Raw genomic sequence first — 25,915 nt, forward strand, 5'->3', positions numbered from 1 at the left:
GATCGGTCGTTCACGGTCTTCCCCTTCCCTCGCGGACACTCGGTCGGGTCATTACTATACGCGTATAGAAATTAAGCGCAGATGATCCGGCGAAGGGACGGGAGACAATGCCCGGGTGTCAGGGACAGAGAAGAAAGCACCGGCGGCGAAGCGGTCCGTGGGGCGGCCGCGCAGGCTCGACCCGGACGCGATGGTCGCCACCGCGCGCCGCATCATCGAGGAAGAGGGCGTGGACGCCCTGAGCATGCGCAGGGTCGCGAAGGAGCTCGGCTCCACGCCGATGGCGCTCTACCACTACGTCCAGGACAAGGACGAGCTGCTGATGCTCACCCTGTCCGGGACCGCGGCCGCCTTCCCGCGCCCCGAACTGCCCGCGGACCCGCGCGCGCGCCTGCTCACCGTCGCGACGCACCTGCACGGGATCCTGGCGCAGCTTCCCTGGGTGCTCGACGTCCTGGCGCTGGGTGAACTCACGGACAAGGACGCCCTGTGGATGGTCGAGGAGATCGTCGACTGCGCGATCCTCTGCGGCCTCTCCCCCGAACAGGCGGTACGCGCCTACCGGACGATCTGGAACTACGTCTACGGCGACCTGGTCTTCCGTCGGTCGGCCGCCCGCCGCGCCGAACACCCGCCGTCCAAGCGGTACTTCCCCGAGATGGTCACCGATCAGGACGCGGCGGCACTGCCCCGCCTCACCGCGATCCGGAACGACTGGCGGGCCTACGCCGCCGACTACGAGGCGGCCGACGAACTCGACGCGATCATCACCGGTCTGCTGGCCCGAGGGACTCGAAACGCCAGCGGTGCACCGGCCGGGTGACGATCGCCGCGTCCGGTTCGGGCAGCTCCGGCAGTTCGTCGCCGTACGCGCCCTCCCACCAGGTCATGACCAGGACCCGGTCCTGCGGCGCGCGCAGCAGCTCGCTGCGCAGCGGGGGGCGCGCCAGCTCGCCGGTGCGGGCGCGCGCCCACTCCAGCAGTTCCGCGCCCCGGCCCTCGGTGGCCCGGGCCTCCCACATCAGCGCGACGGTGGCGCCGTTCCCGCTCATGAGTACAGGTTGTCCTTGCTGATCTCGTGCACGTGGTCGTGCGTGTGGGCGTGACCGGCGCCCGGTACGTGGGTCTCGGTGACCGGCAGCGAGGAGTCGGCCGAGAGCTCCAGGTCGGAGGCGGGCCGGTTGCGGGCCACCATCTCCGCGCCCAGCGCCGCGACCATGGCCCCGTTGTCGGTGCACAGTCCGGGCCGCGGCACGCGCAGCCGGATGCCGGCCCGCTCGCAGCGCTCCTGGGCGAGCGCCCGGAGCCGCGAGTTGGCCGCGACGCCGCCGCCGATCATCAGGTGGTCGACGCCCTCGTCCTTGCAGGCCCGGACGGCCTTTCGGGTGAGCACGTCCACCACGGCCTCCTGGAAGGACGCCGCCACGTCCCGTACCGGCACCTCCTCGCCCGCGGCGCGCTTCGCCTCGATCCAGCGGGCGACGGAGGTCTTCAGGCCGGAGAAGGAGAAGTCGTACGCGGGGTCGCGCGAGCCGCTCAGGCCGCGCGGGAACGCGATGGCCTTCGGGTCGCCCTCCTTCGCGAGCCGGTCGATGACCGGGCCGCCGGGGAAGCCGAGGTGCAGCACCCGGGCGATCTTGTCGAAGGCCTCGCCCGCCGCGTCGTCGATGGTCGCGCCGAGCGGCCGGACGTCGTTGGTGATGTCGGGGGCGAGCAGCAGCGAGGAGTGCCCGCCGCTGACCAGCAGCGCCATCGTCGGCTCGGGCAGCGGGCCGTGCTCCAGCTGGTCGACGCAGATGTGCGACGCCAGGTGGTTCACGCCGTACAGCGGCTTGTTCAGCGCGTACGCGTACGCCTTGGCCGCCGAGACGCCGACGAGCAGGGCGCCGGCGAGGCCGGGGCCCGCGGTGACGGAGATGCCGTCGAGGTCGCGGCCGGTGACGCCGGCCTCCTTCAGGGCGCGCTCGATCGTGGGGACCATCGCCTCCAGATGCGCGCGGGAGGCGATCTCCGGGACGACGCCGCCGAAGCGGGCGTGCGTGTCGACGCTGGACGCGACGGCGTCGGCGAGGAGCGTCGTCCCGCGGACGATACCGACGCCGGTCTCGTCGCAGGAGGTCTCGATGCCGAGTACGAGCGGTTCGTCAGCCATCAGTCAGTCCCGTTTTCTTGTACGTGCTCTTGTACGTGTTCTTGTACGTGTTCTTGTACGTGGAGGCGCATGACGAGTGCGTCGATGTTGCCCGGCTGGTAGTAGCCGCGCCGGAAGCCGATCGGTTCGAAGCCGAAGCGCTCGTACAGCTTCTGCGCCCGGGTGTTGTCGACCCGGACCTCCAGCAGCACCTCGGCGCACTCGAAGGCCGTGGCGTGCTTCAGCAGGTCGGTCAGGAGCTCGGAGCCGAGCCCGCCGCCCCAGTGGCCGCGGGTGACACCGATCGTCTGCACGTCGGCGAGGTCACCGGCCGCGGCGAGGCCCGCGTATCCGACGATCCGGCCGGAGACCGGGTCCTCGGCGACCACATAGCGGCGGGTGGCCTGCGGGCCGCGGGCATGTGCCAGTTCGGACCAGAACATGCCGGCCGACCAGGCGTCGTCCGGGAACAGCTCGTGTTCCAGGTCGAGCACCGGATCGATGTCCCACCAGCGCATCTCGCGCAGCACTGCGGTCGTGGCGGTCACTTCGGCGTGACCACCTTGTAGTTCTTCGGGACCTGCGCGTCGGGCCTGCGCAGATAGAGCGGCTGCGGCGGCAGCAGCTCGTCCCCCGCGGCGAGGCGTTCGGCGGCGAGGGCGGCCATCGCACCGGCGGCGAGGTGCTCGGGGCCGCGCGCGTCCGGGAACGCGTCCGGGTAGAGCACCGCACCCGCCCCGACGACGGGGAGCCCGGCGAGCTGCCCGGCGATGTCGGCGGGCCGGTCGACGGCGGGTTCACCGGTGCGGGTGAGGGGGTCCTCGTACCGCGCCCAGTACACCTCCTTGCGGCGGGCGTCCGTCGCGACGGCGAACGGTCCCGCCACCCCGGCCTGCCCCGCGGCGTACGCGAGAGCGTCCAGGGTGCACAGCCCGTGCACGGGCACGGACAGCGCCGAGCCGAACGTCGCGGCCGTCACCAGGCCGACCCGTAGTCCGGTGTACGGGCCGGGGCCGACGCCCACGACCACGTCCGTCACGGTGTCGAGCGTCACTCCGGCCTCGGCGAGGACCCGGTCGACGGCGGGCAGCAGCAGCTCCCCGTGCCTTCGGGCGTCGACCTGACCGGACTCGGCGACGACGCGGGTCCCGTCGTGCAGGGCGACGGTGACAGCGGGGGTGGCGGTATCCATAGCGAGCAAGAGCACGCAAACAGCCTACGGCTCCGCCGCGGGCGGTACGGCGCCCCGTACGGCGTCCCGGTGCGGGGGTGCTCCGGTGCTACCGTCACCGGGTATACGCGGAGTACGTGTAAACGCTTGTACGACATACGACGAACTGCAACGGCGAAAGAGGCGCGAACGGTGGCTAGGGGCAGCTCGGGAATCGTGGCCGCGCTCACCGCGGCGGCCGTGGCCGTCGTCGGCTTCCTGGCCTACCAGGCATCGGCCGACGTCCCCGACAACCTCGCCGCCACGCCGAAGGCGTCCAGCAGCGCACCGGCCAAGGGCGGCCACGCCAAGCCGAAGCCGAAGAAGGACCCGCTGGCGGTTCCCGCCGCGTCCGGCTCGGGCATGCGCGTGGTGTACGCGCTGGGTGACCGCCGGGTGTGGCTGGTGAACGCGAAGAACAAGTCGACCCGGACCTTCAAGGTGATGCCGAGCGCGGTGAGCCCGCTGCCGGGCACCTATCCGGTGAGCTCGCGCTCCGGCAGCGTCACGGGCTCCGACGGGGTGCCGATCGAGCACGTGGTCCGGTTCGCGACGACCGATGACGTGGCCATCGGCTTCAGCGCCGCGCAGGACGGCTCGATGGAGGCCCCGGACCCGACGCTGAAGGCGGGTGGCGTCCGGATGTCCCGTGCGGACGGCGACGCGGTGTGGACGTTCGCCACGGTGGGCGTGAAGGTCAACGTCGTCCCGTAGCCCCGAGGGGCGCGCCCGTGGGGCTCAGGCCCGCTTCGTGTTCGTTCCCGTGCCCTCGCGCGGCGCGGGGGCCGCGCCGCGCGGGCCGGCCGGCGGGGTGGAGACCGCGTCGGCCGCCGCCCCCGCGGCCAGCAGGTCTCTCATCGATACCGCCCGCGGCGGCTGCACGTCACGCTCGGATGTCGGCATGGACGCCTCCTCGGGCTCCGGTGGAAGGCACGGTTAGGCAGACCTAACCTGCTCTCGCCCTCCATGTCACCACGCCCGCACCGCCCCGCGCAACAATTTACCGACACCATGTCGGAAACGGGCCCGGGGCGACCTCGTCTCAGGCGCCCGCCACGTCCCACGGGTCCCAGGAGTCATTCCGCAGCCCCGCCCACCGCACGCCGACGCCCACGAGCGTCACTACGCGCCGTTCGTCGTCCGTGTCGCCGACGGCGCGGTCGATCAGCACCTGGAGACGGTCGTCGGAGAGCTCCTCGACCTTGCCGTCGCCCCACTCGACGACGACCACCGAATCCGGCAGCGACACGTCGAGGTCCAGGTCCTCCATCTCGTCGAGCCCGCCGCCCAGGCGGTACGCGTCGACGTGGACCAGCGCCGGTCCTTCGCCGAGCGGGGGGTGGACGCGGGCGATCACGAAGGTGGGGGACGTGACGGCGCCGCGCACGCCCAGGCCCTCGCCGAGACCACGGGTCAGGGTCGTCTTCCCCGCGCCGAGTTCGCCGGTGAGCATCACCAGGTCGCCGGGGCGCAGGACGCCGGAGATCCGGCGGCCCAGAGCCTGCATCTGTTCGGGTGATTCGACGGCCAGGGTCACGGTGACGGTGTCGGTGACGTGCGCGACGGATCCGGCGGGCTCGGCCGCCGGGCTGCTGTGCGGTGCTTCCATGCCCGCCAACGTTAGAGGATTTCCGGTACGGCCCCGGCCCTCACCCACGCGCCTCGGAGGACTCCGGTACGGCCCCGGCCCGCACCAGCAGGTCCGCCAGCCGGTCCGTCACCGTCTCCGGGTGCTCCAGCATCACCAGGTGGCCGGCGTCCGGGACGATGACCAGTTCCGCGTCGGGCAGCCGGTCCGCGATCGCCTCGCTGTGCGAGCTGGGCGTCACCAGGTCCTTGTCGCCCGCCAGGACGAGCACCGGGACGTCCCGGAACAGCGGCAGCGCATTGCTCTTGTCGTGCTCGGCGAAGGCGGGGTAGAACTCCGCGACGACATCGATCGGCGTGGACTCGATGAGCCGTTCGGCGAACCGCTCGACCGCCGGGTCCACATCCCGTGAGCCGAACGAGTACCGCTTGATCAGCCCGGCGAACAGGTCCGCGGTCGCCCGCCTCCCCCGCTCCACCAGCTCCGCCTGCGAGCCGAGCGCCTTCAGCACGCCGGGCAGCACCCGCCGTACCGCGTTCACGCCCGCCACCGGCAGCCCGAAGCTGACCTCGCCGAGCTTCCCGCTCGACGTGCCCACGAAGGCGACGGCGGCGACCCGGTCGCGCATCAGGGCCGGATACTGATCGGCCAGCGCCATGATCGTCATGCCGCCCATGGAGTGCCCGACCAGCACCACGGGCCCCTCGGGAGCGGCCGCGTCGATCACGGCCTTGAGGTCACGGCCGAGCTGGTCGATGCCGACGTGCACGCCCTGCGCCTGCGCCCGGCCGCGCTCGGAGCGGCCGTGGCTGCGCTGGTCCCAGTGGACGGTGCGCACGATGCCGCGCAGGGCCGCCCGCTGGAAGTGCCAGGAGTCCTGGCTGAGGCAGTAGCCGTGGCTGAAGACGACCGTCACCGGGGCGGGGGCCTTGCGTCCGAAGAGACGGCGTCTGCGCGGACCGGCGGCGGCCGGGCCGGGGGGCGTGCCGCCCGTTCCCGCGCCGCTGCCCGGGTCGACCTCGTCGACCTCGTAGTACAGCTCCGTGCCGTCGTCGGCCGTCGCCCGGCCCGGCAGCCCGCGCAGCGAGCCGTACGGTCCGGTGGCGTCCAGGGCCAGCCTGGCCCGCTTGCGCATCCCGCGGCCGACCGTCAGCCGCTCGACCGCGACCCCGGCCGCCGCGCCTGCGGCGATCACCCCTATGGCGGCCCCGGCGATCCCCGCCCGGCGCCAGCCGACCGCCGAAGCGGCCGTCGCCACCGCGTCCCCCGCGCTGATCTCACTCACCGTGCCGCGCTCCTCGTCGGTCGTGCCGTGTCCGTCGGGTCAGGGTCGGGGTCGGAATCGGCCCGGTCTCCTGCGATCTCGTCAGGCCGTCCCCGGACATGCTCAGATCGTGCCTGGTCAGGGGCGCTTGTTCGGTCAGGACCCGGCCGAGGGGCCCTCCGGCGTTTCGTCGTCGCGGTAGACGCGCGGCACTCTGCCGCTGATACGGGTGACGATCTCGTACGCGATCGTGCCGGCCGCCTGCGCCCAGTCCTCGGCGCTCGGCTCGCCCCGGTCCCCCGGGCCGAACAGCACGGCGTCGCTGCCCACCGCCGGCTCGTCCCCGTGGAGGTCGACGACGAACTGGTCCATGGCCACCCGGCCCGCGACCGCCCGCCTGACACCGCCGACCAGGACCGGGCCGCGGCCCGACGCGTGGCGCGGGATGCCGTCCGCGTACCCCAGCGGCACCAGGCCGAGCGTGGTCTCCGCGGACGTCGTGTAGTGGTGCCCGTAGCTGATGCCATGACCGGCCGGCACCCGCTTGACCAGGGCGACGGACGCGGCGAGCGTCATCACGGGACGCAGTCCGAAGTCCGCCGGGGTGCCGAGCTCGGGGCTGGGCGAGATGCCGTACATGGCGATCCCGGTCCGCACGAGGTCGAAGTGCGACTCGGGGACCGTCAGCGTCGCCGGGGAGTTCGCGATGTGCCGCACCTCGGGCTCCACGCCGGCCTTCTCCGCGTACGCCACCATGTCGCGGAACGCTTCCAGTTGCGCCGTGATGGAGGGGTGTCCGGGCTCGTCCGCGCAGGCGAAGTGCGACCAGAGGCCGGTGACGCGGAGGGCGCCCGCCTCCTCGGCGGTGCGGGCGGCGGCGACCAGTTCGGGCCAGTCGGCGGGCTGGCAGCCGTTGCGGCCGAGGCCGGTGTCGGCCTTGAGCTGGACCCGGGCGGGCCGGCCCGCCTCCGCTGCCGCCGCGGTGACCTCGCGCAGCGCCCACATGCCGCTCACCGACACGTCGATGTCGGCCTCGATGGCCTCGCGCCAGGGCCCGCCGGGCGTCCACAGCCAGCACATCACCCGGCCGCCGAGACCGGCCGCGCGCAGGGCGAGCGCCTCGTGCGGCGTGGCGGTGCCCAGCCAGGTGGCGCCCGCTTCGAGCGCGGCGCGTGCGCAGCGCTCCGCCCCGTGCCCGTACGCGTCGGATTTGACGACGGCCATGAGTTGCGCGCCGGCCGCCCGGGCCCGCAGAACGCGCACGTTGGCACGGAGTGCGGCGAGGTCGATCTCGGCACGGGCTCTCAAGGACGCTGTCTCGTTCATCGCGCCCAGTGTCTCACTGGCTTACGACGGGGCCCTCGGGCGGCGGCCGCGGCCGGGCGCGGCAGCTCGGTGGACGCGCACGTCAGCCGTGGCGCAACTCGTGTTCCACATGGTCGACAAGGACCGGGACGTGGCTGTGCGGGACGTCCTTGACCGCCGTGACGAGCGTCACCGGACCGCCCTCGCGGACCAGCGCCGTCAGCTCGTCCACGGCCGCCGCGTGCACGGGGTCGGCGAGCTCGGCGCGGTAGCGGTCCACGAAGGTGTCGTACCGGGTCGCGGAACGGTCCTCGTGGTACCAGGAGCGCAACTCGTCCGACGGGGTGAGGTCCTTGAGCCACCGGTCGATCACGGCCCGCTCCTTGGAGACGCCGCGCGGCCACAGCCGGTCGACGAGGACGCGGGTGCCGTCGCCGTCCTCCCGGGGGTCGTACACCCTGCGTACGCGCAGATCACTGTCGGCGGTCACCGGCATTCCCCTCTCGACGCTCCCAGCATCACTCAGGCCCTTACGTCCCGCCATGCCGCCGCGATGGCCTCCGCGACGTCCTGCGCGGCGACCGGTGAGCCGTCCGAGGCGTGCCGGGCGGCGAGGCCGTGGAGGTGGGCGCCGACGGACGCGGCGTCGCGCGGGGCGAGTCCCGCGGCGAGCAGCGAGCCGGTCAGCCCGGAGAGCACGTCGCCGCTGCCCGCGGTGGCGAGCCAGGAGGTGCCGGTCGGGTTGACCCGGACGGGCGTGTGCGGGGTGTCCGTGGCGATCAGGGTCGTCGAGCCCTTGAGCAGGACCGTGGCGCGGAAGCGGGAGGCGAGTGCGCGTACGGCGGCGAGCCGCCCCGCCTCGACCTCCTCGCGCGGGACGCCGAGCAGCGCCGCGGCCTCCCCGGCGTGCGGGGTGAGGACGGTGGGCGCGGTGCGCGCCCGTACGACGTCGGCGTCCAGCAGCCGCAGCCCGTCCGCGTCGACGAGCACCGGCACGTCCGTGGCCAGCACGTCGGAGACCGCTTCGACGGCGTCCGTGCCGTCGCCGAGCCCCGGCCCGACCACCCAGGCCTGCACGCGCCCGGCCCTCGACGGCGGGCCCGCGTGGACCAGGGTCTCCGGATGCCGCGCGATCACGGCGTCGCCGCCCGGCCCGACGTAGCGCACGGCCCCCGCCCCGCCGCGCAGCGCCCCGGAGACGGCGAGCACCGCGGCCCCCGGGTAGCGCGCCGATCCGGCGACGATGCCGACGACGCCGCGCCGGTACTTGTCGCTCTCCGCGGCGGGCACGGGCAGCAGCGCGGCGACGTCCGCGTACTGGAGCGCCTCCAGATCGGGTACCTCCGGCAGTTCGGCGCCGAGCCCGATGTCGACGAGGTGCAGGGCGCCGGCCCGTTCGGCGGCCGGGTCGATCAGCAGCCCCGGTTTGTACGCCCCGAAGGTGACGGTCGCGTCGGCGCGCACGGCGGCCCCCCGCACCTCGCCGGTGTCGGCCTCCACGCCGCTCGGCAGATCGACGGCGAGGACGGGCACCCCGTGGGCCGCGTAGTGCTCCACCACGGCGGCGGCGTCCGGCCGCAGTCCGCCGCGTCCGCCGATGCCGGTGATGCCGTCCACGACGAGGTCGATGTGCCCGCCCCAGTCGCGGTGCGGGGCGACGTCGCCGCCGTCCATCACCCGCCCGCCCGCCGCCAGCAGGGCCGCGACGCCGCCCTCGTGGGCCCGGCCGGGTGACACCCGCACGGCCACGACGCCCGCGCCGCGCCGGGCCAGCCTGGCCCCCGCGTACAGCGCGTCGCCGCCGTTGTCGCCGCTGCCGACGAGGAGGACGACCCGGGATCCGTAGACGCGGCCGCCGCGCCGCAGCAGATCGGCGCAGGCGGCCGCGAGCCCGGCGGCGGCGCGCTGCATCAGCGCGCCCTCCGGAAGCCGTGCCATCAGGGCCTGTTCGGCGGCCCGTACGGTCGAAACGCTGTAGGCGGTACGCATGGCTCCAACGTACGCAAGGATCCGCCCTCCTACCCCTCCGCGATCACCACGGCAGAGGCCACCCCCGCGTCATGGCTGAGCGACACGTGCCACTGCCGCACGCCCAGCTCCTCGGCGCGCGCGGCAACGGTGCCCCGGACCCGCAGCCGGGGCTGCCCGCTCTCCTCCACGTACACCTCGGCGTCCGTCCACAGCAGCCCGCCGGGCGCGCCGAGCGCCTTGGCGAGGGCCTCCTTGGCGGCGAACCGGGCGGCCAGCGAGGCGATCCCGCGCCGCTCACCGCTGGGCAGCAGCAACTCCTGCTCCAGGAAGAGACGTTGGGCCATCTGCGGCGTACGCTCCAGCGCCGCGTCGAACCGCTCGATCTCCGCCACGTCGATCCCGACCCCGATGATCACGTACGCACCCTCACTGTTGGCCTGATGGCTCACTCCACGGTGACGGACTTCGCCAGGTTGCGCGGCTGGTCCACCTCGTTGCCGCGGGCCGTCGCCAGCTCGCAGGCGAAGACCTGCAACGGCACGGTGGCGACCAGCGGCTGAAGCAGCGTAGGCGTTGCGGGGATGCGGATGAGGTGGTCGGCGTACGGAACGACCTCCTCGTCGCCCTCCTCGGCGATGACGACGGTGAGGGCGCCGCGGGCCCGGATCTCCTGGATGTTCGACACGATCTTGCCGTGCAGCACCGAGCGCCCGGCCGGGGACGGCACCACGACGACGACCGGCAGACCGTCCTCGATGAGCGCGATCGGCCCGTGTTTGAGCTCCCCGGCGGCGAACCCCTCGGCGTGCATGTACGCGAGCTCCTTGAGCTTCAACGCGCCTTCCAGGGCGACCGGATAGCCGACGTGCCGGCCGAGGAAGAGCACGGTGTCGTGCGAGGCGAGCGACCGGGCCAGCTCCCGCACCGGCTCCATGGTCGCCAGGACCCGGTCGACGGAGCCGGAGATCTCGGAGAGCTGACGGATGACGGTACGGATCTCGTCGCCCCACTTGGTCCCGCGGACCTGGCCGAGGTAGAGGGCGACGAGGTAGCAGGCGACGAGCTGGGTCAGGAACGCCTTGGTCGAGGCGACGGCGACCTCGGGACCGGCGTGCGTGTAGAGGACGGCGTCGGACTCGCGCGGGATGGTCGAGCCGTTGGTGTTGCAGATGGCGAGGACCTTCGCGCCCTGCTCGCGGGCGTGCCGCAGGGCCATCAGGGTGTCCATCGTCTCGCCGGACTGCGAGATGGCGATGACGAGGGTGTGCGGGTCCAGGATCGGGTCGCGGTAGCGGAACTCGCTGGCGAGCTCGGTCTCGCAGGGGATCCGGGTCCAGTGCTCGATGGCGTACTTGGCGATCATCCCGGCGTGGAACGCGGTCCCGCAGGCGACGATCACCACCTTGTCGACCTCGCGCAGCTCGCCGCGCGTGATCCGGACCTCGTCGAGGTGGAGCGTGCCCTCCGGATCGATCCGGCCGAGGAGAGTGTCGGTGACGGCCTTGGGCTGTTCGGCGATCTCCTTGAGCATGAAGGAGGCGTAGCCGCCCTTCTCGGCGGCGGAGGCGTCCCAGTCCACGTGGTACGCACGCACCTCGGCGGGCTCCCCGTCGAACCCGGTGACCACGACCCCCTCCCGCCGCAGCTCGACCACCTGGTCCTGGCCGAGCTCGATCGCGGAGCGGGTGTGGGCGATGAACGCGGCGACGTCGGAGGCGAGGAATGCCTCGCCGTCACCCACCCCGACGACGAGCGGCGAGTTCCGCCGGGCCCCGACCACCACGTCGGGCGCGTCCGCGAACACGGCGACGAGCGTGAAGGCCCCTTCGAGGCGCCGGCAGACCTGCCGCATCGCCTCCGCCGGGTCCGCGCACTGCGAGAACGCCTCGGCAAGAAGGTGGGCGACGACTTCGGTGTCGGTCTCGGAGACCAGGTCGTGGCCGCGCCGTCCGAGCTCGGCGCGCAGGGCGGCGAAGTTCTCGATGATCCCGTTGTGGACGACGGCGACGCGTCCGGCGTTGTCGAGGTGCGGGTGGGCGTTGGTGTCGGTGGGGCCGCCGTGGGTGGCCCACCGGGTGTGCCCGATCCCGGCGGTGCCGGCCGGCAGCGGCCGCTCGACCAGCACCTTCTCCAGATTGAGGAGCTTTCCGGCCTTCTTGGCGGCGGCCAGTCCCCCGTCGGCGAGGATCGCGACCCCGGCGGAGTCGTACCCCCGGTACTCCAGCCGCTTGAGGCCCGCGACGACGACGTCCTGCGCCGACTGCCCACCGACGTAACCCACGATTCCGCACATAATGGTCCTTTCCTGGTCACCAGCCCCTGTTCTTCGCATAGTCGCAGAAGCAACCGCTATTTCAAGCCCGCCAACCAGCCCGGTCGGGCACGTGGAGCCCGTCGGGCCCGGCCCTCATCTACCGCGCGGGCACCCGCACCGCCTCCGGCACCGGACTCCCGGCACCCCTCCGCTCCCCCTTCACCAGCACCAGCACCGCCACCCCCGCGACGACCCCCACCGCCCCGGCCACCACGGCCGCGGCGTCCAGCCCCGAGGCGAACGCCGCCCGCAGCGCGTGCTCCCCCGCCCCCGCCGCCCGCAGCCCCGACGCACCGCCGCCCGCGAGCGCATGGGACTGCTCCTCGCCCAGCGTCCCGCCGATCCGCGAGGTCAGCACCGTCCCGAGCACGGCCACCCCGAAGGCGTACCCGAGCTGCCGGAAGGTGTTGACCGCACCGCCCGCCATGCCCGCCCGCTCCGGCGGCACGGAGGCGAGCGCGGCGCCCGCGAGGGCCGGGGAGACCAGGCCCGTGCCGATGCCCGCGACGACCAGCCCCGGCAACAGCGCGGGCCACGAGGAACCCGCGCCGAGGACCGCCTGTCCGAGCGTGCCGACACCGATCAGGGCGAGCCCGACGCCGATGGTCAGCCTCGGCTGCACCCCGTGCAGCAGCCGCCCGCCGAGGGCGGCGACCACGAACGCGGTCGCGGCCAGCGGCAGGAGCGCCAGGCCGCCCTGGACGGGGCTGAGCCCGAGCACGGTCTGCAGCCAGATCGAGGTGTACGGCAGCACGGCGAAGGCCGCCAGGTTGTACGCGAGCGCCCCGGCCATCACGCCGGTGAACGCGGACTCCCGGAACAACGACAGCTCCAGCAGCGGGTGTTCGACGCGCCGCTCGACGAGCACGAAGCAGAGCAGGGCGAGCGCGGCGATCCCGAACGTGGCGAGCGTGCGCCCCGACGTCCAGCCCAGGCTCCCCGCCCGTACGACGGCGTACGTCGCCGCCGCCGCGAACACCGCGAAGCTCACGGTCCCCGCCCAGTCGATCCGCCGGCCCCGGGCCCCGCGCGACTCGGGCACGGTCCGCACCGTCAGCCAGATGGCGGCGACGCTGACCGGAAGGTTCACGAAGAAGATCCAGCGCCACCCGGGCCCCTCGGTCAGCAGCCCGCCGACGACCGGCCCGATCGCGGCGGCTCCCCCGCTCACCGCACCCCACAGCCCGAGCGCGACGGACCGGTCCTTGCCCTGGTAGACGGAGGCGAGCAACGGCAGCGTGGTCGCGAACATCGCGGCCGCGCCCACCCCCTGGACCCCGCGCGCGGCCACCAGCACCGCGGGCGACGAGGCGAGCCCGCAGCCCAGGGAGGCGACGGCAAAGAGCACGACGCCGGCGACATGGACCCGGCGCCGCCCGAGCAGATCGGCGGCGGCCCCGATGCCGAGCAGCAGCGCGGCGAGCGCGAGCGCGTACCCGTCGATGACCCACTGCAGATCGGCGAGCGACGCGTCCAGCATCCGCGCCATGTCGGGCAGCGCCACGATGACGATCGTGACGTCGAGCAGCAGCATGAACGTCCCCAGACAGACCGCGGTGAGCGGCCCCCACTTGCGCATGTGTTTCTCCCTGTAGGGCTGTACGGCTTCGGCGTGGCCTGCGACCACTCCCGTACGATCGGAGACGAGCGGCCGAACCCACCGGCCAAAGAGCTTCAAGCGCCGGAATCCGACACCGACAAGGCCCATACCCATGGAATCCAACGCAGTGGGCGACAGCCTCGATCTCCGGATCCTGCACGCCCTGGAGCTGGACGCCCGCGCACCGTTCAGCCGGATCGCCACCGCGCTCGGGGTCTCCGACCAGACCGTGGCGCGTCGCTTCCGCAGGCTGCGGTCCGAGGCGGACCTCCGGGTCGTCGGGGTCCGCTGCGCGGCCGCCGAGGACCCGCTCGACCACTGGCTGCTACGGGTGCGCTGCGCGCCCGAGGGTGCGACGGCCATCGCCGAAGCCCTGGCCAAACGCCCGGACACGGCGTGGATCGGCCTCACTTCGGGCGGTACGGAGGTGACGTGCACGGCCAACGTCCGCTCCCGGGACGACGCGGACGACCTGCTCCTCGGCAAACTGCCGCGTACCCCGCACATCGTCGACATCCGCGCCCACCAGCTGCTGCACCGCTTCTACGGCGGCCCGTCCGGCTGGCTCCACAAGAGCGGCGCGCTCTCCCCGGAACAGGCCGCCGCCCTTACGCCCGCGCCGCTCCCGGACCATCCCGGCCCTGCCGTCATCACCTCCGAGGACGAACCCCTCGTCGCCGCGCTGGAAGCGGACGGCCGGGCCACGTACCCCGAACTCCAGAAGGCGACGGGCCGCTCCGAATCGGCGGTCAAGCGCCGCATGGACCGGCTCGTGGCCTCGGGCGCGCTGTACGTGGACGTCGAGTTCGACGCCGCCCCCTTCGGCTTCCGCCACCCGACCATGCTGTGCATCACCGCCGCACCCCGCGCCCTGAACGCGGTGGGCGAGGCGCTCGCCACCCACCCGGAGGTCGCCTACGCGGCGGCGACCACCGGGCCGTCCAACCTGGTGGCGGTGGTGATCACCCGCGACACGGGCCACCTGTACCGCTATCTGAGTGAACGCCTGGGCGCGCTGGAGGGCGTCGAGCATGTGGAATCGATGCCGTTCCTGCGGCGCGTCAAGCAGCTGACGTACCGGCCGTTCCGGGGGTAGCCGGAGGCACTGAGCAGTAAAGTAGGAATGGCTCATACTTTGAGCCGTTCCTACTTCAGGAGAACCGTGGCCTTCACCGGACGCACCCGTGAGCTGCGCATCCTCGGGACATGGCTGGAGCGCGTCGTCTCGGCGACCGGCGGCAGCGCCGGGCAGGCACTGGTGATCAAGGGCCGTCGGCGGATCGGCAAGACCCGGCTCGTGCAGGAGTTCTGCGCACGGTCCGGGCAGCCGTACATCTTCTTCCAGGCGACTCGCAGTCAGCCCGCTCCGCTCGCGCGACGTGCGCTGTTCGACGCGGTCGCCGGTGGCCAGGGAATGCGGGACCACGGATCGGCGCTGGAACACGCCGCCGCCCCCGAGGACTGGGTCCGGACGCTGGCCGCCGTCGCAGCCGCCCTGCCCGCGGACGAGCCGGTGATTCTCGTACTGGACGAAGTCCCCTGGCTGTCGGAGGCGGATGCGGGATTCGACGCGGCGCTCAAGACGGCGTGGGACATGCATCTGTCCGCCAAGCCGGTGCTCCTGCTGCTGCTCGGCTCCGATCTGGCGATGATGGACCGGCTGACGTCGTACGACCATCCGTTCCACGGCCGGGCCGGCCAGTACACGGTGGGTCCGCTCAGCCCTGCCGACGTACAGGACTCCACGGGGCTGAACGCCGCGGCAGCACTCGACGCGTATCTCGTCACCGGTGGCTTCCCCGAAGTGGTGACCGGCTGGCGGACCGGCGAACCGGTCGCCGGATATCTGGACCGCCAGGTGGAGGACCCGTCGTCGGTCCTGCTCACGACGGGCGAGCGGTCCCTCGCGGCGGAATTTCCCGCACGCCTCCAGGCAGGCCGGGTACTCCGGGCGATCGGCTCCGGCGAGCGGACGTTCTCCGGCATCGCCGCAAGCACGGGAGGCGCCGACGGACGCCCCCTGGCGCACGGCACGCTCGCCCCGATACTGACCGAACTCACCGAGGCGAAGCGGATCGTGGCCGCCGACCTCCCCCTGTCCACACAGGCCGCCCCCAAACTCAAGCGCTACCGCATCGCGGACACCTACCTGCGCTTCTGGCTGGCGCATCTGGAGAACGCCGTCGCACAGGCGGAAAGGGGCAGGGGCGAGGTCTCGGCAGCACGTATTCAGCGTTCCTGGCCGTCGTGGCGGGGACGCGCGGTGGAGCCGGTGATCAGGGAAGCACTCGCCCGCCGGGTCCCCGACGGCCTCTTCCCCGAGGCCGTCGAGGTCGGCGGCTGGTGGAACAGGCAGAACAACCCCGAAGTCGACCTCATCGGCGCGGACACCCAGCCCGCGCGCCGCGTGTCCTTCGTGGGGTCGGTGAAGTGGCGCGACGAGACACCGTTCGGCGCACGGGATCTCGCCGGACTCGTCGCGTCCGCACAGCACGTGCCGGGAGCGGAGGATGCGGCTCTGGTCGCGGTCAGCCGTCTGCCCCCGACGGGTGCGGGTGCTGAGGGACTGGCCGCGCACTGGGGGCCGGAGGACGTCATCGCCGCGTGGCGATGACGTGACGGACACTGAGCGGTCCTGGCCACCCGTCGAGGACCTGCGGCGCGGACATGCGCGGCAGGCCCTCGGGGCCGGCTCCGTCAACGGGCCGGGGCGGCCGTCACCGGTCCTGGGCCAGGGCGACGAGTTCGGCGAACAGACCCCCGGCGTGGATCAGGTCGTCGTACGTACCGTCCTCGATCACCCGGCCGTGCTCCATGACGATGATCCGGTCCGCCAGACGTGTGTTCTCCAGCTGATGGGTCACGACGATCGTCATGCAGTCGGCGGCCAGCCGCTTGATCTCCAGGAAGATCTGGTGCTCGCCGCGCGCGTCCATCTGAGAAGTCGGCTCGTCCAGGATCAGCAGCGGGGTCCGCCGGTACAGCGCGCGTCCGCACGCGAGCCGCTGCCACTGCCCGCCGGAGAGTTCCGCTCCGCCGAACAGTTCACGGGCGAGGAGGGTGTCGAGCCGGTTCGGCAGTTCCTCGACGGCCTCGCGCATACCCACGGCGTCGACGGCCTTCCACACCAGGTCGTCGTCCCACGACTTGGGCTGGCCGAGCGTGATGTTCTCGCGGGCCCGCAGCGGCCAGGTGGCGAAGTTCTGCGGTACGAGCGCGGTCCGCTTCCATACGGCCTCGGCGTCGGCCTGCGCCAGGTCGGTGCCGTCCCACAGCACGCGGCCCTTGTCGGCGAGGAGGATGCCGGTGATGAGCTTGGTGAGGGTGGACTTGCCGGAGCCGTTCTCGCCGACCACGGCCAGGATCTCACCCCGGCGCAGGCTCAGGGAGACGCCGTTCACGGCGGGCTGCTCCTTCCCCGGGTACTGGTACACCACCTCGTCGAGCCGGATCTCGTCCACCTGCTCCGGGATCGTCAGCTCGCCACGCTTCGGGGCGCGCGCGTCGGCCATGTCGAGGAAGGCGCGCATGTCGGCGAGGTAGAGCGAGGTGTGGAACAGCGCGGCGCCCTGGACCACGAGTTGGGAGAGCGCGGCGAGGCTGCTCTGCACGGCGACGACGGCGGTCGCGGCGACCGCCAGCGGGACGGCTCCCGTGGTGGCCAGCCAGGCGAGCAGGGTCCAGGTGCCCATCAGGAAGACGCCGCTCACGGCACTGGTGGACACGTCGATGCGCAGCTGCCGTGGTGCGGCGGTCAGGGTGCGCCGGTCGATGCGCTCGGACAGCGCCCGGTACCAGTACAGGAGGTACCCGGTCATGCCGTTGGCGCGGACCTCGTCGCCGTACCGGGCCGAGGTCGCCCACCAGCGCGTCATCCCGCGCACGTTGCGGTCACCGACGTTGAGGTAGTGGGTCTCGTAGTCCACCCGGGCCCGCAGGATCGCACCGAGCCCGGCCGGGAGCACGGCGAGCAGCAGGGCCGGGAGCATGACCCAGTGCAGGACGGTGATGACGCCGCCCGCGGCGACCATGCGGACACCGGCGGCCATGAACCGCTGTGCGTCGCTGACCATGGTGGTGGTGCGGGTGACCCCCACTTCGGCGGCCTCCTGCCGGTCCGCGAAACCGTCCTCGCCGTACGCCGCCACCTCGACCCGGCACACGGCGGCGACCAGCGCGACGTCGGCCTCGGTCATCAGCAGCGGCGTGATGCGGCGTTCGGCGTACGAGGCGAGTGCCACGCTGAGGCGGCCCGCACCGGCGGCGACGGTGACCACGGCCAGGGCGGGCAGGGCGCCGTGCAGACGTTCGGAGACGGGGCCCGTGGCGAGCAGGTACGTCATCGCCTTCGCGGTGAAGGCAAGCGTGAGGGCGGCTGCGGTGCCGGTGAGGAGCTGGCAGAGCAGGAGAACCAGGACGGCAGTCCGGTCCACCGCCCAGGCGAGTCGGACCGTGTGCTTCAGGACGGCGGGCAGGCGTCCGCACATGGTGCGGAATCCGGCTTCCGCCAGGGGGTTCTTGCCGTGCTTGCCCTGGAAGTCGAGTTCGGCCGGGGGTGGGGGTGGGGGTGTATCCGAGTGCGCGGTCGAGGCGTCAGTCACAGTCACCTGTGTCCCTCCTGGGACTCGGTGCCGCACCGGGATGGCTCGGCGGTGCACGGCATAACGACGCCCACGGGGAATCGAACGCGCTCGATTCCGGACGCGTGCGGCCACAGCAACGGCAAGGGTTCGCGGGTCCTGCCCGTGCGCCGGGGCAGCCGTGAGGCATCAGGCTGTGGCCGAATCGCCGACGCTTGAAACGCCTGTGGCGGGTGGGTTTTCCGGCACCCGTCACACACACGAGGACCTGCGGCGCGGGTGTGCGCGGCAGGTCCTCGTGAGGTGCAGAAGCTGTGTATCGGAGGTCAGTTGGCCGATGCGTACGAGACGAAGTCGGCCCAGGCTCCCGGGGTGAAGCCGAGCTCGGGGCCGGGGATGTTCTTCGAGTCGCGGACGCGGATGGTGGTGGGGGCGGGGGCTACCTCGACGCACTGTGGGCCGTCATTGGTGCTGTAGCTGCTCTTGACCCAGGTCAGGTCTGAAGGGTTTCCGGACGAGGGCTTGGCACTCATGTCTCTCCCAGCAGTTTTTCGATGAAGGTCCGCGACAGCCGAGGCGTGAGCGCCTGTGCCCTGATCATGCCGTACCGCATCTCAAGGATCTGGACCTCCTTGGGATCACTGATCAGTCGGCTGATGAGCTGGACTTCGTTGTGCCCCACAGCCGAGCCGTCACTCAACTTGAGCACCTCGTGCGAGCCGCCCAATCCCGCGTGCTCCTCGGTCTCGGTCGGCATGACCTGAATCTCGACGTGCCTCAACGCACTCAGTTCTAGCAGGTGTTCGAGCTGTTCACGCAACACGTTTTTCCCGCCCGTCGGCCTCCGAAGCGTTGCCTCTTCCTGGACGAAGGTCAGCAGTGGCGCGGGCCGACGTTCGAAGATGGACTGGCGGGCCATACGGGCGGCGACGAGCCGGTCGACCTGTTCCTCCGTGTACGCGGGGCGCCGTTCTCCGTACAGCGCCCTTGCGTACGCCTCCGTCTGGAGCAAGCCGTCGATGACGACACCGGCGTACGACCCCAGCTCCACCGCATCGTTTTCCAGCTTCGCCAGATCCCGGACCTTCTTCGGGTACCGCGCCTCCGCCACGTCCTGCTTCATCGCGGAGATCTTGCCGCCCGCGCCCACGGCCTCGTCCGTCCGGTCCAGGAACTCCGGCTTCGGAATCCGCGTCCCGGCCTCTACCTTGTAGACCAGGTTCTCCCCGTACCCGATCACCTCGCCCAACTCCGCCGCGCGTAACCCCGCCGCCTCCCGCCAGAGCCGGATCTGCCGGCCGACCGCCGCGATCACGGCGCCCGAGTCGTCCTCGGGTTCGACGTCCCATTCGGACCCGTCCGTACTGTCGTTGACACCCATAGGCCACCCGCCTCCACCCGTGAACGGCACCCGCCGCTGTACGCGTGGGACAGGTCCGTACAGCCGCTGGACAGTCACCGTCCGTACACGCGTCGATGCTGTTCAGCGTAGCCACGGGCGGCCACGCTGAGTGACGTGAACCGAGAAATCACCCAACCGCGCTCCCATACCGGCCAGTTCGTCGTCCAGCTCTCCGCGACCCGCCGGGGCGCCCGGCTCGCCCGGCTGCTGGCGACGGAACAGCTCCGTTCCTGGGGGCTGCCCCTGGACGACGCCAGCCATGTCGTCGCCGAGCTCGCGGCCAATGCGGCACTCCACGGATACGTACCCGGGCGGGACTTCCGCGTCATGCTGACGGTCGACGGGGACACGCTGCGTATCGAGGTCGCGGACGCACGCGGCGATCAACTTCCGCGCGTACAGGACACCCAGGCCGACCCGTCCGAGGCCGGGCGAGGGCTGCTGCTCGTCGAGGCGCTCGCCACCCGTTGGGGCATCGAGCACGGGCCCTTCCCTCGCAAGACCGTCTGGGCGGAGGTCGCCCTCACCGGGTCCGGAAACCACGACCCGGTGGGCCGCGACGCGATGAAGTACGACGCGGTCGGCCGCGACGCGGCGGCCCACGACGTAAAAGGCTTTTAAGTCCTTTGGGAAGAAGAAACCAACCAAACCCAACCCACCCCGGTGGACCTCAGCAGGCCCCCCGCGCGCCCGCGAGCGCGTTCGCGAGCGCCCGTCACTCGCACGAGTGAGGTTGGCCAACTGGGCTGGATTTCGCCCCGGTTGCCTGGCATATGCTCACGAAATCAAACTACAGAACTGTGACGGCCCCCGCCGGGATGGCAATCCCGAGCGAGGGCCTGACCGCCGAGGAAGGTAACCACTTCCCGATGGATACCCCGCAGATTATCGCGCCCTCCCGCGCCCCGTCGGGTGGCGGCGTCGTCCACGTGAAGGTGCGCCACAGCAGCCACTTCACGGTCATCGGCAACCACCTCGCCCAGCACCACGAGCTCTCGCTCATCGCGATCGGCCTCGCCACGCACATCCAGTCGCTGCCCGCCGGGGCGAAAGTCGGCATCAAGTTCCTGGTCGAGCGCTTCCCGGAGAGCGAGGCCCGCATCGCCGGAGCGCTGCGCGAACTCGAATCGCACGGCTACCTCCAGCGCACCCGCGAGCGTCTCCCGTCCGGCCGCGTCGTCACCCGCACGACGTCGTTCAACCAGCCGCCCTGCGCGACGACGCGGACAGCCCCGGTCGCGGAGTCGGGAGCGATGTGGGCACCCTCAACGCCTGAACGGGCCCCGAAACCCGCCCACATCGCTCTCAACTCGCCGCCGCCCTCGCCGACGCCGCCGAAGCGGAAAGCCCCGCCCCTCCCCCGGCCGAAGACGCCGAGCCCCGAGCTGGACCGGACGGCCTCGGCACTCCTGCTCGACCTGAACGGCCGGGCGACCGCGTTCGACCTCTCCGAGGACGACGTCCGGACGCTCGCCCCCGCCGTCGCCGCCTGGCTCGAACGCGAGGCCACCCCGGCCGCCATCAGGCGAGCGCTTACGGGGGAGCTGCCCGAACTGATGAAGTACCCGGTGAAGTTCCTCGGGCACCGGCTGACCGAACTGCTCCCGCCACCGCTCCCGCCCGCCGGACGGCCCCCGCTCTACGACCCGATGCAGAACTGCGACGGGTGCGACCGCGCCTTCAGAGCACCCGAACCCGGGAACTGCGCCGAGTGCCGGTCGGAGCTCGCCGCTACGGCGTAGCAGCCGCGGCCAGGAACCGAAAGGAGCTCCCAGGTCCGTGTCACAGGGCGCCGGGCTGTCTCGTCCTAAGGGGTGTACCCACCGACGAGCACGCAGGAGCACACACCATGGATGCACGACTGAACTACTTCGCCGAGCCCACCGCCGCCAAGGCCCTCAAGCACCTCATGGCGGCGGGCAAGGCGCTCAAGGATTCGACGCTGGCGGCCGCGACGCAGGAGCTGGTGGCACTGCGCGTGAGTCAGATCAATGGCTGCGCCGTCTGCATCGACATGCACACCAAGGAGGCCACCGCGGCCGGTGAGACCTCGGTGCGGCTGCACCTGGTGGCGGCGTGGCGCGAGGCCACGGTCTTCACCGAGGCCGAGCGTGCCGCGCTGGAGCTGGCGGAACAGGGGACGAGGGTCGCGGACGCGGCAGACGGGGTCAGCGACGATGTATGGGCGCGGGCCGCGAAGCACTACGACGAGGAGCAGCTCACCGCCCTGGCGTTGCTGATCTCCTTCATGAACGCGGCGAACCGGCTGAACATCATCGCCCGGCAGCCGGCCGGTGACTACAAGGCCGGACAGTTCCAATGAAATGACCGTCGGTGACCAGGTCGAGGGAGATGCGACGTGAACAAGGTCGGAGAGTTCGAGGAGCTGCGCCCCCTGCTGTTCTCGATCGCCTACCGGATTCTGGGCAGCGTGAGCGAGGCCGAGGACGCGGTGCAGGAGACCTGGCTGCGCTTCGACGGCTCGGCGGTCTCTCCCACGTCGGTCAAGGCGTTCCTGTCCACCACGGTGACGCGGATCTCGATCGACGTGCTGCGCTCCGCGCGGGTGCGGCGGGAGGAGTACGTGGGCCCGTGGTTCCCCGAGCCGCTGCTGAGCGATCCGTATCAGGATCCGGCGCGCTCGGCGGAACTGGCCGACTCGGTTTCGATGGCTGCGTTGCTGCTGCTGGAGCGCCTCAGCCCGCTGGAACGGTCGGTGTTCGTGCTGCGGGAGGTGTTCGGCTTCGGGTTCGACGACATCGCGTCGGCGGTGGGGCGTTCGGAGGCGGCGTGCCGGCAGCTGCTGGTACGGGCACGGCGGCACATGGAGGCCGGGAGGCCGCGGTTCGAAGCGGACCGTCAGGAGCGTGAGGAGCTGGCGAAGCGGTTCTTCGACGCCCTCCGCGAAGGCGACGTCGTCGGCCTGCGGGATCTGCTGGCGGCCGACGTACAGATGGTCGGGGACGGCGGCGGCAAGGCCCCGCAGCTGGCCAGGGCCGTCGTCGGCGCCGAGAACGTGGCCCGCCTGCTGGCCTCCGTCTTCCCGCTGCTGGCCCGGATCGAGGTGACGTGCGAGCCGCACCAGGTCAACGGTCAGCCCGGCGCCGTCTTCCGCGACAGGGACGGAAAGGTCCTTCACACCCTGGCCCTCGATGTGCTGGACGGGCAGATCCAGACCATCCGCTCGGTGATCAACCCCGACAAGCTCGGCCACCTCGGACCGGTGGCCGACGCCTGGAGTATCAACGACGAGGTGAAACGGGCCCGCCGGCAGATGAAGTGACCCGAAGCCGGTCCGGGCCGGCTCGCGGCTCGCACGTCACGTCGATCCGGGCCATGGTGGATTTCCGGGGCCCGGAAGCGGGGAGTTCTCTCGCGTTGCATGATCATGCGAGATGATGCATAATCTTCCTATGTCTAAGGTCCTCACCTCCCTGCCCACCGGCGAGCGCGTCGGCATCGCCTTCTCGGGCGGCCTCGACACCTCGGTCGCGGTCGCGTGGATGCGCGACAAGGGCGCTGTCCCGTGCACCTACACCGCCGACATCGGTCAGTACGACGAGCCCGACATCGCCTCCGTGCCCGGCCGCGCCAAGGCCTACGGCGCCGAGCTCGCGCGCCTGGTCGACTGCCGTGCGGCGCTCGTCGAGGAGGGGCTGGCCGCGCTCACCTGCGGGGCGTTCCACATCCGCTCGGGCGGGCGTGCGTACTTCAACACCACGCCGCTCGGCCGCGCCGTCACCGGCACGCTCCTGGTGCGGGCGATGCTGGAGGACGACGTACAGATCTGGGGCGACGGCTCCACGTACAAGGGCAACGACATCGAGCGGTTCTACCGCTACGGTCTCCTCGCCAACCCGCACCTGCGGATCTACAAGCCCTGGCTCGACGCGGACTTCGTGACCGAGCTCGGCGGCCGCAAGGAGATGTCGGAGTGGCTGGTCGCCCATGACCTGCCGTACCGCGACAGCACGGAGAAGGCGTACTCCACCGACGCCAACATCTGGGGCGCCACCCACGAGGCGAAGACCCTGGAGCACCTGAACACCGGCGTCGAGACCGTCGACCCGATCATGGGCGTGAAGTTCTGGGACCCCTCGGTCGAGATCGAGACCGAGGACGTCACGATCGGCTTCGACCAGGGCCGCCCTGTCACCATCAACGGCGAGAAGTTCGACTCCGCCGTCGACCTGGTGATGAAGGCGAACACCATCGGTGGCCGCCACGGCATGGGCATGTCCGACCAGATCGAGAACCGGATCATCGAGGCCAAGAGCCGCGGCATCTACGAGGCCCCCGGCATGGCCCTGCTGCACGCCGCGTACGAGCGCCTGGTCAACGCGATCCACAACGAGGACACCCTCGCCCAGTACCACAACGAGGGTCGCCGCCTCGGCCGTCTGATGTACGAGGGCCGCTGGCTGGACCCGCAGGCGCTGATGGTGCGCGAGTCGATCCAGCGCTGGGTCGGCACCGCCGTCACAGGCGAGGTCACGCTGCGACTGCGGCGCGGCGAGGACTACTCGATCCTCGACACGACGGGCCCGGCGTTCAGCTACCACCCGGACAAGCTGTCCATGGAGCGCACCGAGGACTCCGCGTTCGGCCCGGTCGACCGGATCGGCCAGCTCACGATGCGCAACCTCGACATCGCCGACTCCCGCGCCAAGCTGGAGCAGTACGCGGGCCTCGGCCTGATCGGCACCGCCAACCCGGCCATCGGCGCGGCCCAGGCCGCAGCCACCGGCCTGATCGGCTCGCTGCCCGAGGGCGGCGCCCAGGCCATCGCCTCCCGCGGCGAGGTCTCGGAGGCCGACGAGATGCTGGACCGGGCCGCGATGGAGTCCGGCACGGACTAGTACTCCACTCCACGAAAGGCCGGCCCGGCGCCCTGCGCGCCGGGCCGGCCTTTCGCTGCGTTCAGCCCTCGGAAGTCACCCGCGCGCCCGCGGCCGGTGGCTCACCGTGTGAGGTCTCGACCACCTCGGCCCCTTCCCGTCGGATCCGCTCGACTCCCCAGGCTCCGAGCGGCCCGAGCGCCTGATTGAGCGTGTGCCCGTGCTCGGTCAGGGAGTACTCCACCCGCGGCGGCACCTCCGCATAGACCTTCCGGTGCACGAGACCGTCCGCCTCCATCTCCCGCAGGTGCTGCGTCAGCATCTTCTCGCTCACGCCCGGCAGACCGCGGCGGAGCTCGGCGAAGCGGCGTACGCCATGGGCGTCGAGTTCCCAGAGGATCAGGCCCTTCCACTTGCCGCTCACCACGTCGAGCCCGGCGTCGATACCGCAGATGTACGGCCCGATCCTCGGTGCCCTGGCCATCACTGATCACCCTTACTCAAAGGTAAGTACCGCAGAAAATAGTGGGTACTTCCGAGAGTAGTGACGCTCTCCGAGCATGGAGGGGTGAACGAACAACGGAACCACACCACTCCGCAGGACAAGGCTGTCACCGTGATCGGGCTCGGCCCGATGGGCCGTGCGATGACCCGCACCCTCCTCGCCGCCGGCCACCCGGTCACCGTCTGGAACCGCACCGCAGGCCGGGCCGACGGCGTCGTCGCGGAGGGAGCGACGCTCGCGGCGACACCCCGTGCAGCGGTCGAGGCAAGTGACCTCGTGGTCCTCAGCCTCACCGACTACCGGGCGATGTACGACATCCTCGACGGTGCCACCGCCTCGCTCGCCGGCCGGACCCTGGTCAACCTGAGCTCCGACACCCCCGACCGCTCCCGCGAGGCTGCCGCCTGGGCGGCCGGCCACGGCGCCGGCTTCCTCACCGGAGGGGCCATGGTCCCCGCGCCGATGGTCGGCACGGAGGCGTCGTACGTCTACTACAGCGGCCCCGACAAGGTGATGGAGAACCACCGGGCGGCGTTGACGCTGCTCGGCACACCGAAGTATCTGGGCGAGGACCCCGGCCTCGCCCAGATGATGTACCAGGCCCAGCTCGCGGTGTTCCTCACCACCCTGTCCGCACTGATGCACGCCACCGCCATGCTCGGCACCGCAGGAATGACAGCCGCAGAAGCACTGCCGGAGTTGCTCGCCGCCGCCGACTCGATCGGCGACATCATGCGGGCCGGCGAGGAGAGCCCCGGCACCGCGCTGGACGCCGGCGAGCATCCCGGCGACCTCAGCACAGTCACCATGATGGGCGCGACGTCCGACCACATCGTCGAGACCAGCACCGCGCTCGGGCTCGACCTCGCGCTCCCTCTGGCCGTGCAGGCCCACTACCGGGGCGCGATCGAGAACGGGCACGGCGGCGACAACTGGACCCGCATCATCGACAGCATCCGAGGACCCCGCTGAGCGGACGCGGGACCGATGACTCCGAACGGCGACGAAGACGGCCGGGCGGGGCCGGCCACGACGACCGCCTTCGCCGTCGAGGGGGACCCGGCATCGCCGTACGGGTGCAGACGCGTCCGACGATGCCCTGTTCGCCGCCGTCGAATCCGGCGGGGAACTTCCTTACGGGGTGAGGAAGTTGATCGACGGCTCTTGATGCCCGGCGAAGGGGGACGGCTCCCCCCTCTTCGTACGC

Annotated in this window: 27 protein-coding genes; 10 read left to right on the top strand and 17 right to left on the bottom strand. The window is 71.8% G+C overall.

From position 1 onward, the window contains the following. Nucleotides 1-115 precede the first annotated feature (115 nt). Entirely contained in the window at nucleotides 116-823 is a 708-nt protein-coding gene (locus tag OG912_RS12075) for a TetR/AcrR family transcriptional regulator (protein WP_327709358.1), read from the top strand. On the opposite strand, the gene OG912_RS12080 is transcribed toward OG912_RS12075, so the two are convergent. Genes OG912_RS12080 through tsaB form a run of 4 tightly spaced genes read right to left on the bottom strand, consistent with a single transcriptional unit; the run spans nucleotide 768 to nucleotide 3,323 of the window. Beyond that, complete coding sequence (locus OG912_RS12080; RefSeq protein WP_327709359.1) at nucleotides 768-1,052, bottom strand: hypothetical protein; 285 nt, start codon at nucleotides 1,050-1,052, stop codon at nucleotides 768-770. The two genes, OG912_RS12075 and OG912_RS12080, sit on opposite strands and share 56 nt — an antisense overlap. After that, complete coding sequence (tsaD, locus tag OG912_RS12085) at nucleotides 1,049-2,152, bottom strand: tRNA (adenosine(37)-N6)-threonylcarbamoyltransferase complex transferase subunit TsaD (RefSeq protein ID WP_327709360.1); 1,104 nt, start codon at nucleotides 2,150-2,152, stop codon at nucleotides 1,049-1,051. Before tsaD ends, OG912_RS12080 begins: the two co-directional genes overlap by 4 nt. Further along, nucleotides 2,152-2,679 (bottom strand): ribosomal protein S18-alanine N-acetyltransferase, encoded by a 528-nt coding sequence (gene rimI, locus OG912_RS12090; RefSeq protein WP_327709361.1) that lies wholly within the window; start codon nucleotides 2,677-2,679, stop codon nucleotides 2,152-2,154. The genes tsaD and rimI overlap by 1 nt, the downstream gene beginning before the upstream one ends. Then, on the bottom strand, nucleotides 2,676-3,323 hold the full coding sequence (gene tsaB / locus OG912_RS12095) for a tRNA (adenosine(37)-N6)-threonylcarbamoyltransferase complex dimerization subunit type 1 TsaB (protein WP_327713401.1): 648 nt from the start codon (nucleotides 3,321-3,323) through the stop codon (nucleotides 2,676-2,678). Before tsaB ends, rimI begins: the two co-directional genes overlap by 4 nt. 195 nt (nucleotides 3,324-3,518) lie before the next feature. Here tsaB and OG912_RS12100 point away from each other — a divergent pair, with 195 nt between their 5' ends. After that, nucleotides 3,519-4,055 (top strand): hypothetical protein, encoded by a 537-nt coding sequence (locus OG912_RS12100; RefSeq protein WP_326740737.1) that lies wholly within the window; start codon nucleotides 3,519-3,521, stop codon nucleotides 4,053-4,055. A gap of 24 nt (nucleotides 4,056-4,079) precedes the next feature. Here OG912_RS12100 and OG912_RS12105 read toward each other — a convergent pair whose 3' ends face one another. From OG912_RS12105 to OG912_RS12145, 9 genes are all read right to left on the bottom strand, one after another. Beyond that, nucleotides 4,080-4,244: a hypothetical protein gene (locus OG912_RS12105; RefSeq protein WP_326738142.1), complete on the bottom strand. Its 165-nt coding sequence runs from the start codon at nucleotides 4,242-4,244 to the stop codon at nucleotides 4,080-4,082. A 139-nt stretch (nucleotides 4,245-4,383) separates the two neighbouring features. After that, nucleotides 4,384-4,950 (bottom strand): tRNA (adenosine(37)-N6)-threonylcarbamoyltransferase complex ATPase subunit type 1 TsaE, encoded by a 567-nt coding sequence (gene tsaE, locus OG912_RS12110; RefSeq protein WP_326738141.1) that lies wholly within the window; start codon nucleotides 4,948-4,950, stop codon nucleotides 4,384-4,386. Between the two features lie 40 nt (nucleotides 4,951-4,990). Next, a complete protein-coding gene (locus OG912_RS12115) occupies nucleotides 4,991-6,214 on the bottom strand; it encodes an alpha/beta fold hydrolase (protein WP_327709362.1) in 1,224 nt (407 codons plus the stop codon). Between the two features lie 135 nt (nucleotides 6,215-6,349). Further along, on the bottom strand, nucleotides 6,350-7,519 hold the full coding sequence (gene alr, locus OG912_RS12120) for an alanine racemase (RefSeq protein WP_327709363.1): 1,170 nt from the start codon (nucleotides 7,517-7,519) through the stop codon (nucleotides 6,350-6,352). An 82-nt stretch (nucleotides 7,520-7,601) separates the two neighbouring features. Then, the gene (locus OG912_RS12125; protein WP_327709364.1) at nucleotides 7,602-7,988 is read right to left on the bottom strand and encodes a DUF488 domain-containing protein; all 387 of its coding nucleotides are present in this window, start codon (nucleotides 7,986-7,988) and stop codon (nucleotides 7,602-7,604) included. A gap of 32 nt (nucleotides 7,989-8,020) precedes the next feature. After that, entirely contained in the window at nucleotides 8,021-9,487 is a 1,467-nt protein-coding gene (locus OG912_RS12130; protein ID WP_327709365.1) for an NAD(P)H-hydrate dehydratase, read from the bottom strand. A gap of 29 nt (nucleotides 9,488-9,516) precedes the next feature. Then, a complete protein-coding gene (locus OG912_RS12135) occupies nucleotides 9,517-9,885 on the bottom strand; it encodes a holo-ACP synthase (RefSeq protein WP_326738136.1) in 369 nt (122 codons plus the stop codon). A 29-nt stretch (nucleotides 9,886-9,914) separates the two neighbouring features. Then, nucleotides 9,915-11,762, bottom strand: coding sequence for a glutamine--fructose-6-phosphate transaminase (isomerizing) (gene glmS, locus OG912_RS12140; RefSeq protein WP_327709366.1), 1,848 nt, complete (start codon nucleotides 11,760-11,762; stop codon nucleotides 9,915-9,917). A gap of 118 nt (nucleotides 11,763-11,880) precedes the next feature. Continuing rightward, nucleotides 11,881-13,362 carry an MFS transporter gene (locus OG912_RS12145; RefSeq protein WP_327709367.1) on the bottom strand — a complete coding sequence of 494 codons (1,482 nt, stop codon included), beginning with the start codon at nucleotides 13,360-13,362 and terminating at the stop codon, nucleotides 11,881-11,883. A gap of 133 nt (nucleotides 13,363-13,495) precedes the next feature. Here OG912_RS12145 and OG912_RS12150 point away from each other — a divergent pair, with 133 nt between their 5' ends. Continuing rightward, entirely contained in the window at nucleotides 13,496-14,479 is a 984-nt protein-coding gene (locus OG912_RS12150) for an Lrp/AsnC family transcriptional regulator (protein ID WP_327709368.1), read from the top strand. Between the two features lie 66 nt (nucleotides 14,480-14,545). Then, the gene (locus OG912_RS12155; protein WP_327709369.1) at nucleotides 14,546-15,997 is read left to right on the top strand and encodes an ATP-binding protein; all 1,452 of its coding nucleotides are present in this window, start codon (nucleotides 14,546-14,548) and stop codon (nucleotides 15,995-15,997) included. A 103-nt stretch (nucleotides 15,998-16,100) separates the two neighbouring features. On the opposite strand, the gene OG912_RS12160 is transcribed toward OG912_RS12155, so the two are convergent. From OG912_RS12160 to OG912_RS12170, 3 genes are all read right to left on the bottom strand, one after another. Further along, nucleotides 16,101-17,984, bottom strand: coding sequence for an ATP-binding cassette domain-containing protein (locus OG912_RS12160; RefSeq protein ID WP_327713402.1), 1,884 nt, complete (start codon nucleotides 17,982-17,984; stop codon nucleotides 16,101-16,103). A 305-nt stretch (nucleotides 17,985-18,289) separates the two neighbouring features. Continuing rightward, nucleotides 18,290-18,496: a DUF397 domain-containing protein gene (locus tag OG912_RS12165; protein WP_327709370.1), complete on the bottom strand. Its 207-nt coding sequence runs from the start codon at nucleotides 18,494-18,496 to the stop codon at nucleotides 18,290-18,292. Next, a complete protein-coding gene (locus tag OG912_RS12170; RefSeq protein WP_327713403.1) occupies nucleotides 18,493-19,344 on the bottom strand; it encodes a helix-turn-helix domain-containing protein in 852 nt (283 codons plus the stop codon). Before OG912_RS12170 ends, OG912_RS12165 begins: the two co-directional genes overlap by 4 nt. A gap of 135 nt (nucleotides 19,345-19,479) precedes the next feature. On the opposite strand from OG912_RS12170, the gene OG912_RS12175 reads away from it, so the two are divergent. The 5 genes from OG912_RS12175 to argG all read left to right on the top strand — a co-directional run bounded on the left by OG912_RS12175 (nucleotide 19,480) and on the right by argG (nucleotide 24,224). After that, the gene (locus OG912_RS12175; RefSeq protein ID WP_327709371.1) at nucleotides 19,480-19,986 is read left to right on the top strand and encodes an ATP-binding protein; all 507 of its coding nucleotides are present in this window, start codon (nucleotides 19,480-19,482) and stop codon (nucleotides 19,984-19,986) included. A gap of 248 nt (nucleotides 19,987-20,234) precedes the next feature. Next, complete coding sequence (locus OG912_RS12180; RefSeq protein ID WP_327709372.1) at nucleotides 20,235-21,107, top strand: helix-turn-helix domain-containing protein; 873 nt, start codon at nucleotides 20,235-20,237, stop codon at nucleotides 21,105-21,107. A gap of 107 nt (nucleotides 21,108-21,214) precedes the next feature. Further along, the gene (locus OG912_RS12185) at nucleotides 21,215-21,688 is read left to right on the top strand and encodes a carboxymuconolactone decarboxylase family protein (protein ID WP_327709373.1); all 474 of its coding nucleotides are present in this window, start codon (nucleotides 21,215-21,217) and stop codon (nucleotides 21,686-21,688) included. 36 nt (nucleotides 21,689-21,724) lie between these two features. Beyond that, the gene (locus OG912_RS12190; protein ID WP_327709374.1) at nucleotides 21,725-22,648 is read left to right on the top strand and encodes an RNA polymerase sigma-70 factor; all 924 of its coding nucleotides are present in this window, start codon (nucleotides 21,725-21,727) and stop codon (nucleotides 22,646-22,648) included. Nucleotides 22,649-22,778: 130 nt separating this feature from the next. Next, a complete protein-coding gene (argG, locus tag OG912_RS12195) occupies nucleotides 22,779-24,224 on the top strand; it encodes an argininosuccinate synthase (RefSeq protein WP_327709375.1) in 1,446 nt (481 codons plus the stop codon). A 61-nt stretch (nucleotides 24,225-24,285) separates the two neighbouring features. On the opposite strand, the gene OG912_RS12200 is transcribed toward argG, so the two are convergent. Next, complete coding sequence (locus OG912_RS12200; protein WP_327709376.1) at nucleotides 24,286-24,687, bottom strand: winged helix-turn-helix transcriptional regulator; 402 nt, start codon at nucleotides 24,685-24,687, stop codon at nucleotides 24,286-24,288. 84 nt (nucleotides 24,688-24,771) lie between these two features. On the opposite strand from OG912_RS12200, the gene OG912_RS12205 reads away from it, so the two are divergent. Continuing rightward, nucleotides 24,772-25,680: an NAD(P)-dependent oxidoreductase gene (locus OG912_RS12205; RefSeq protein WP_327709377.1), complete on the top strand. Its 909-nt coding sequence runs from the start codon at nucleotides 24,772-24,774 to the stop codon at nucleotides 25,678-25,680. The last annotated feature ends 235 nt before the right edge of the window (nucleotides 25,681-25,915 follow it).

Origin of the sequence: Streptomyces sp. NBC_00464 (assembly GCF_036013915.1) — a bacterium.
Taxonomy (GTDB): Bacteria; Actinomycetota; Actinomycetes; order Streptomycetales; family Streptomycetaceae; genus Streptomyces.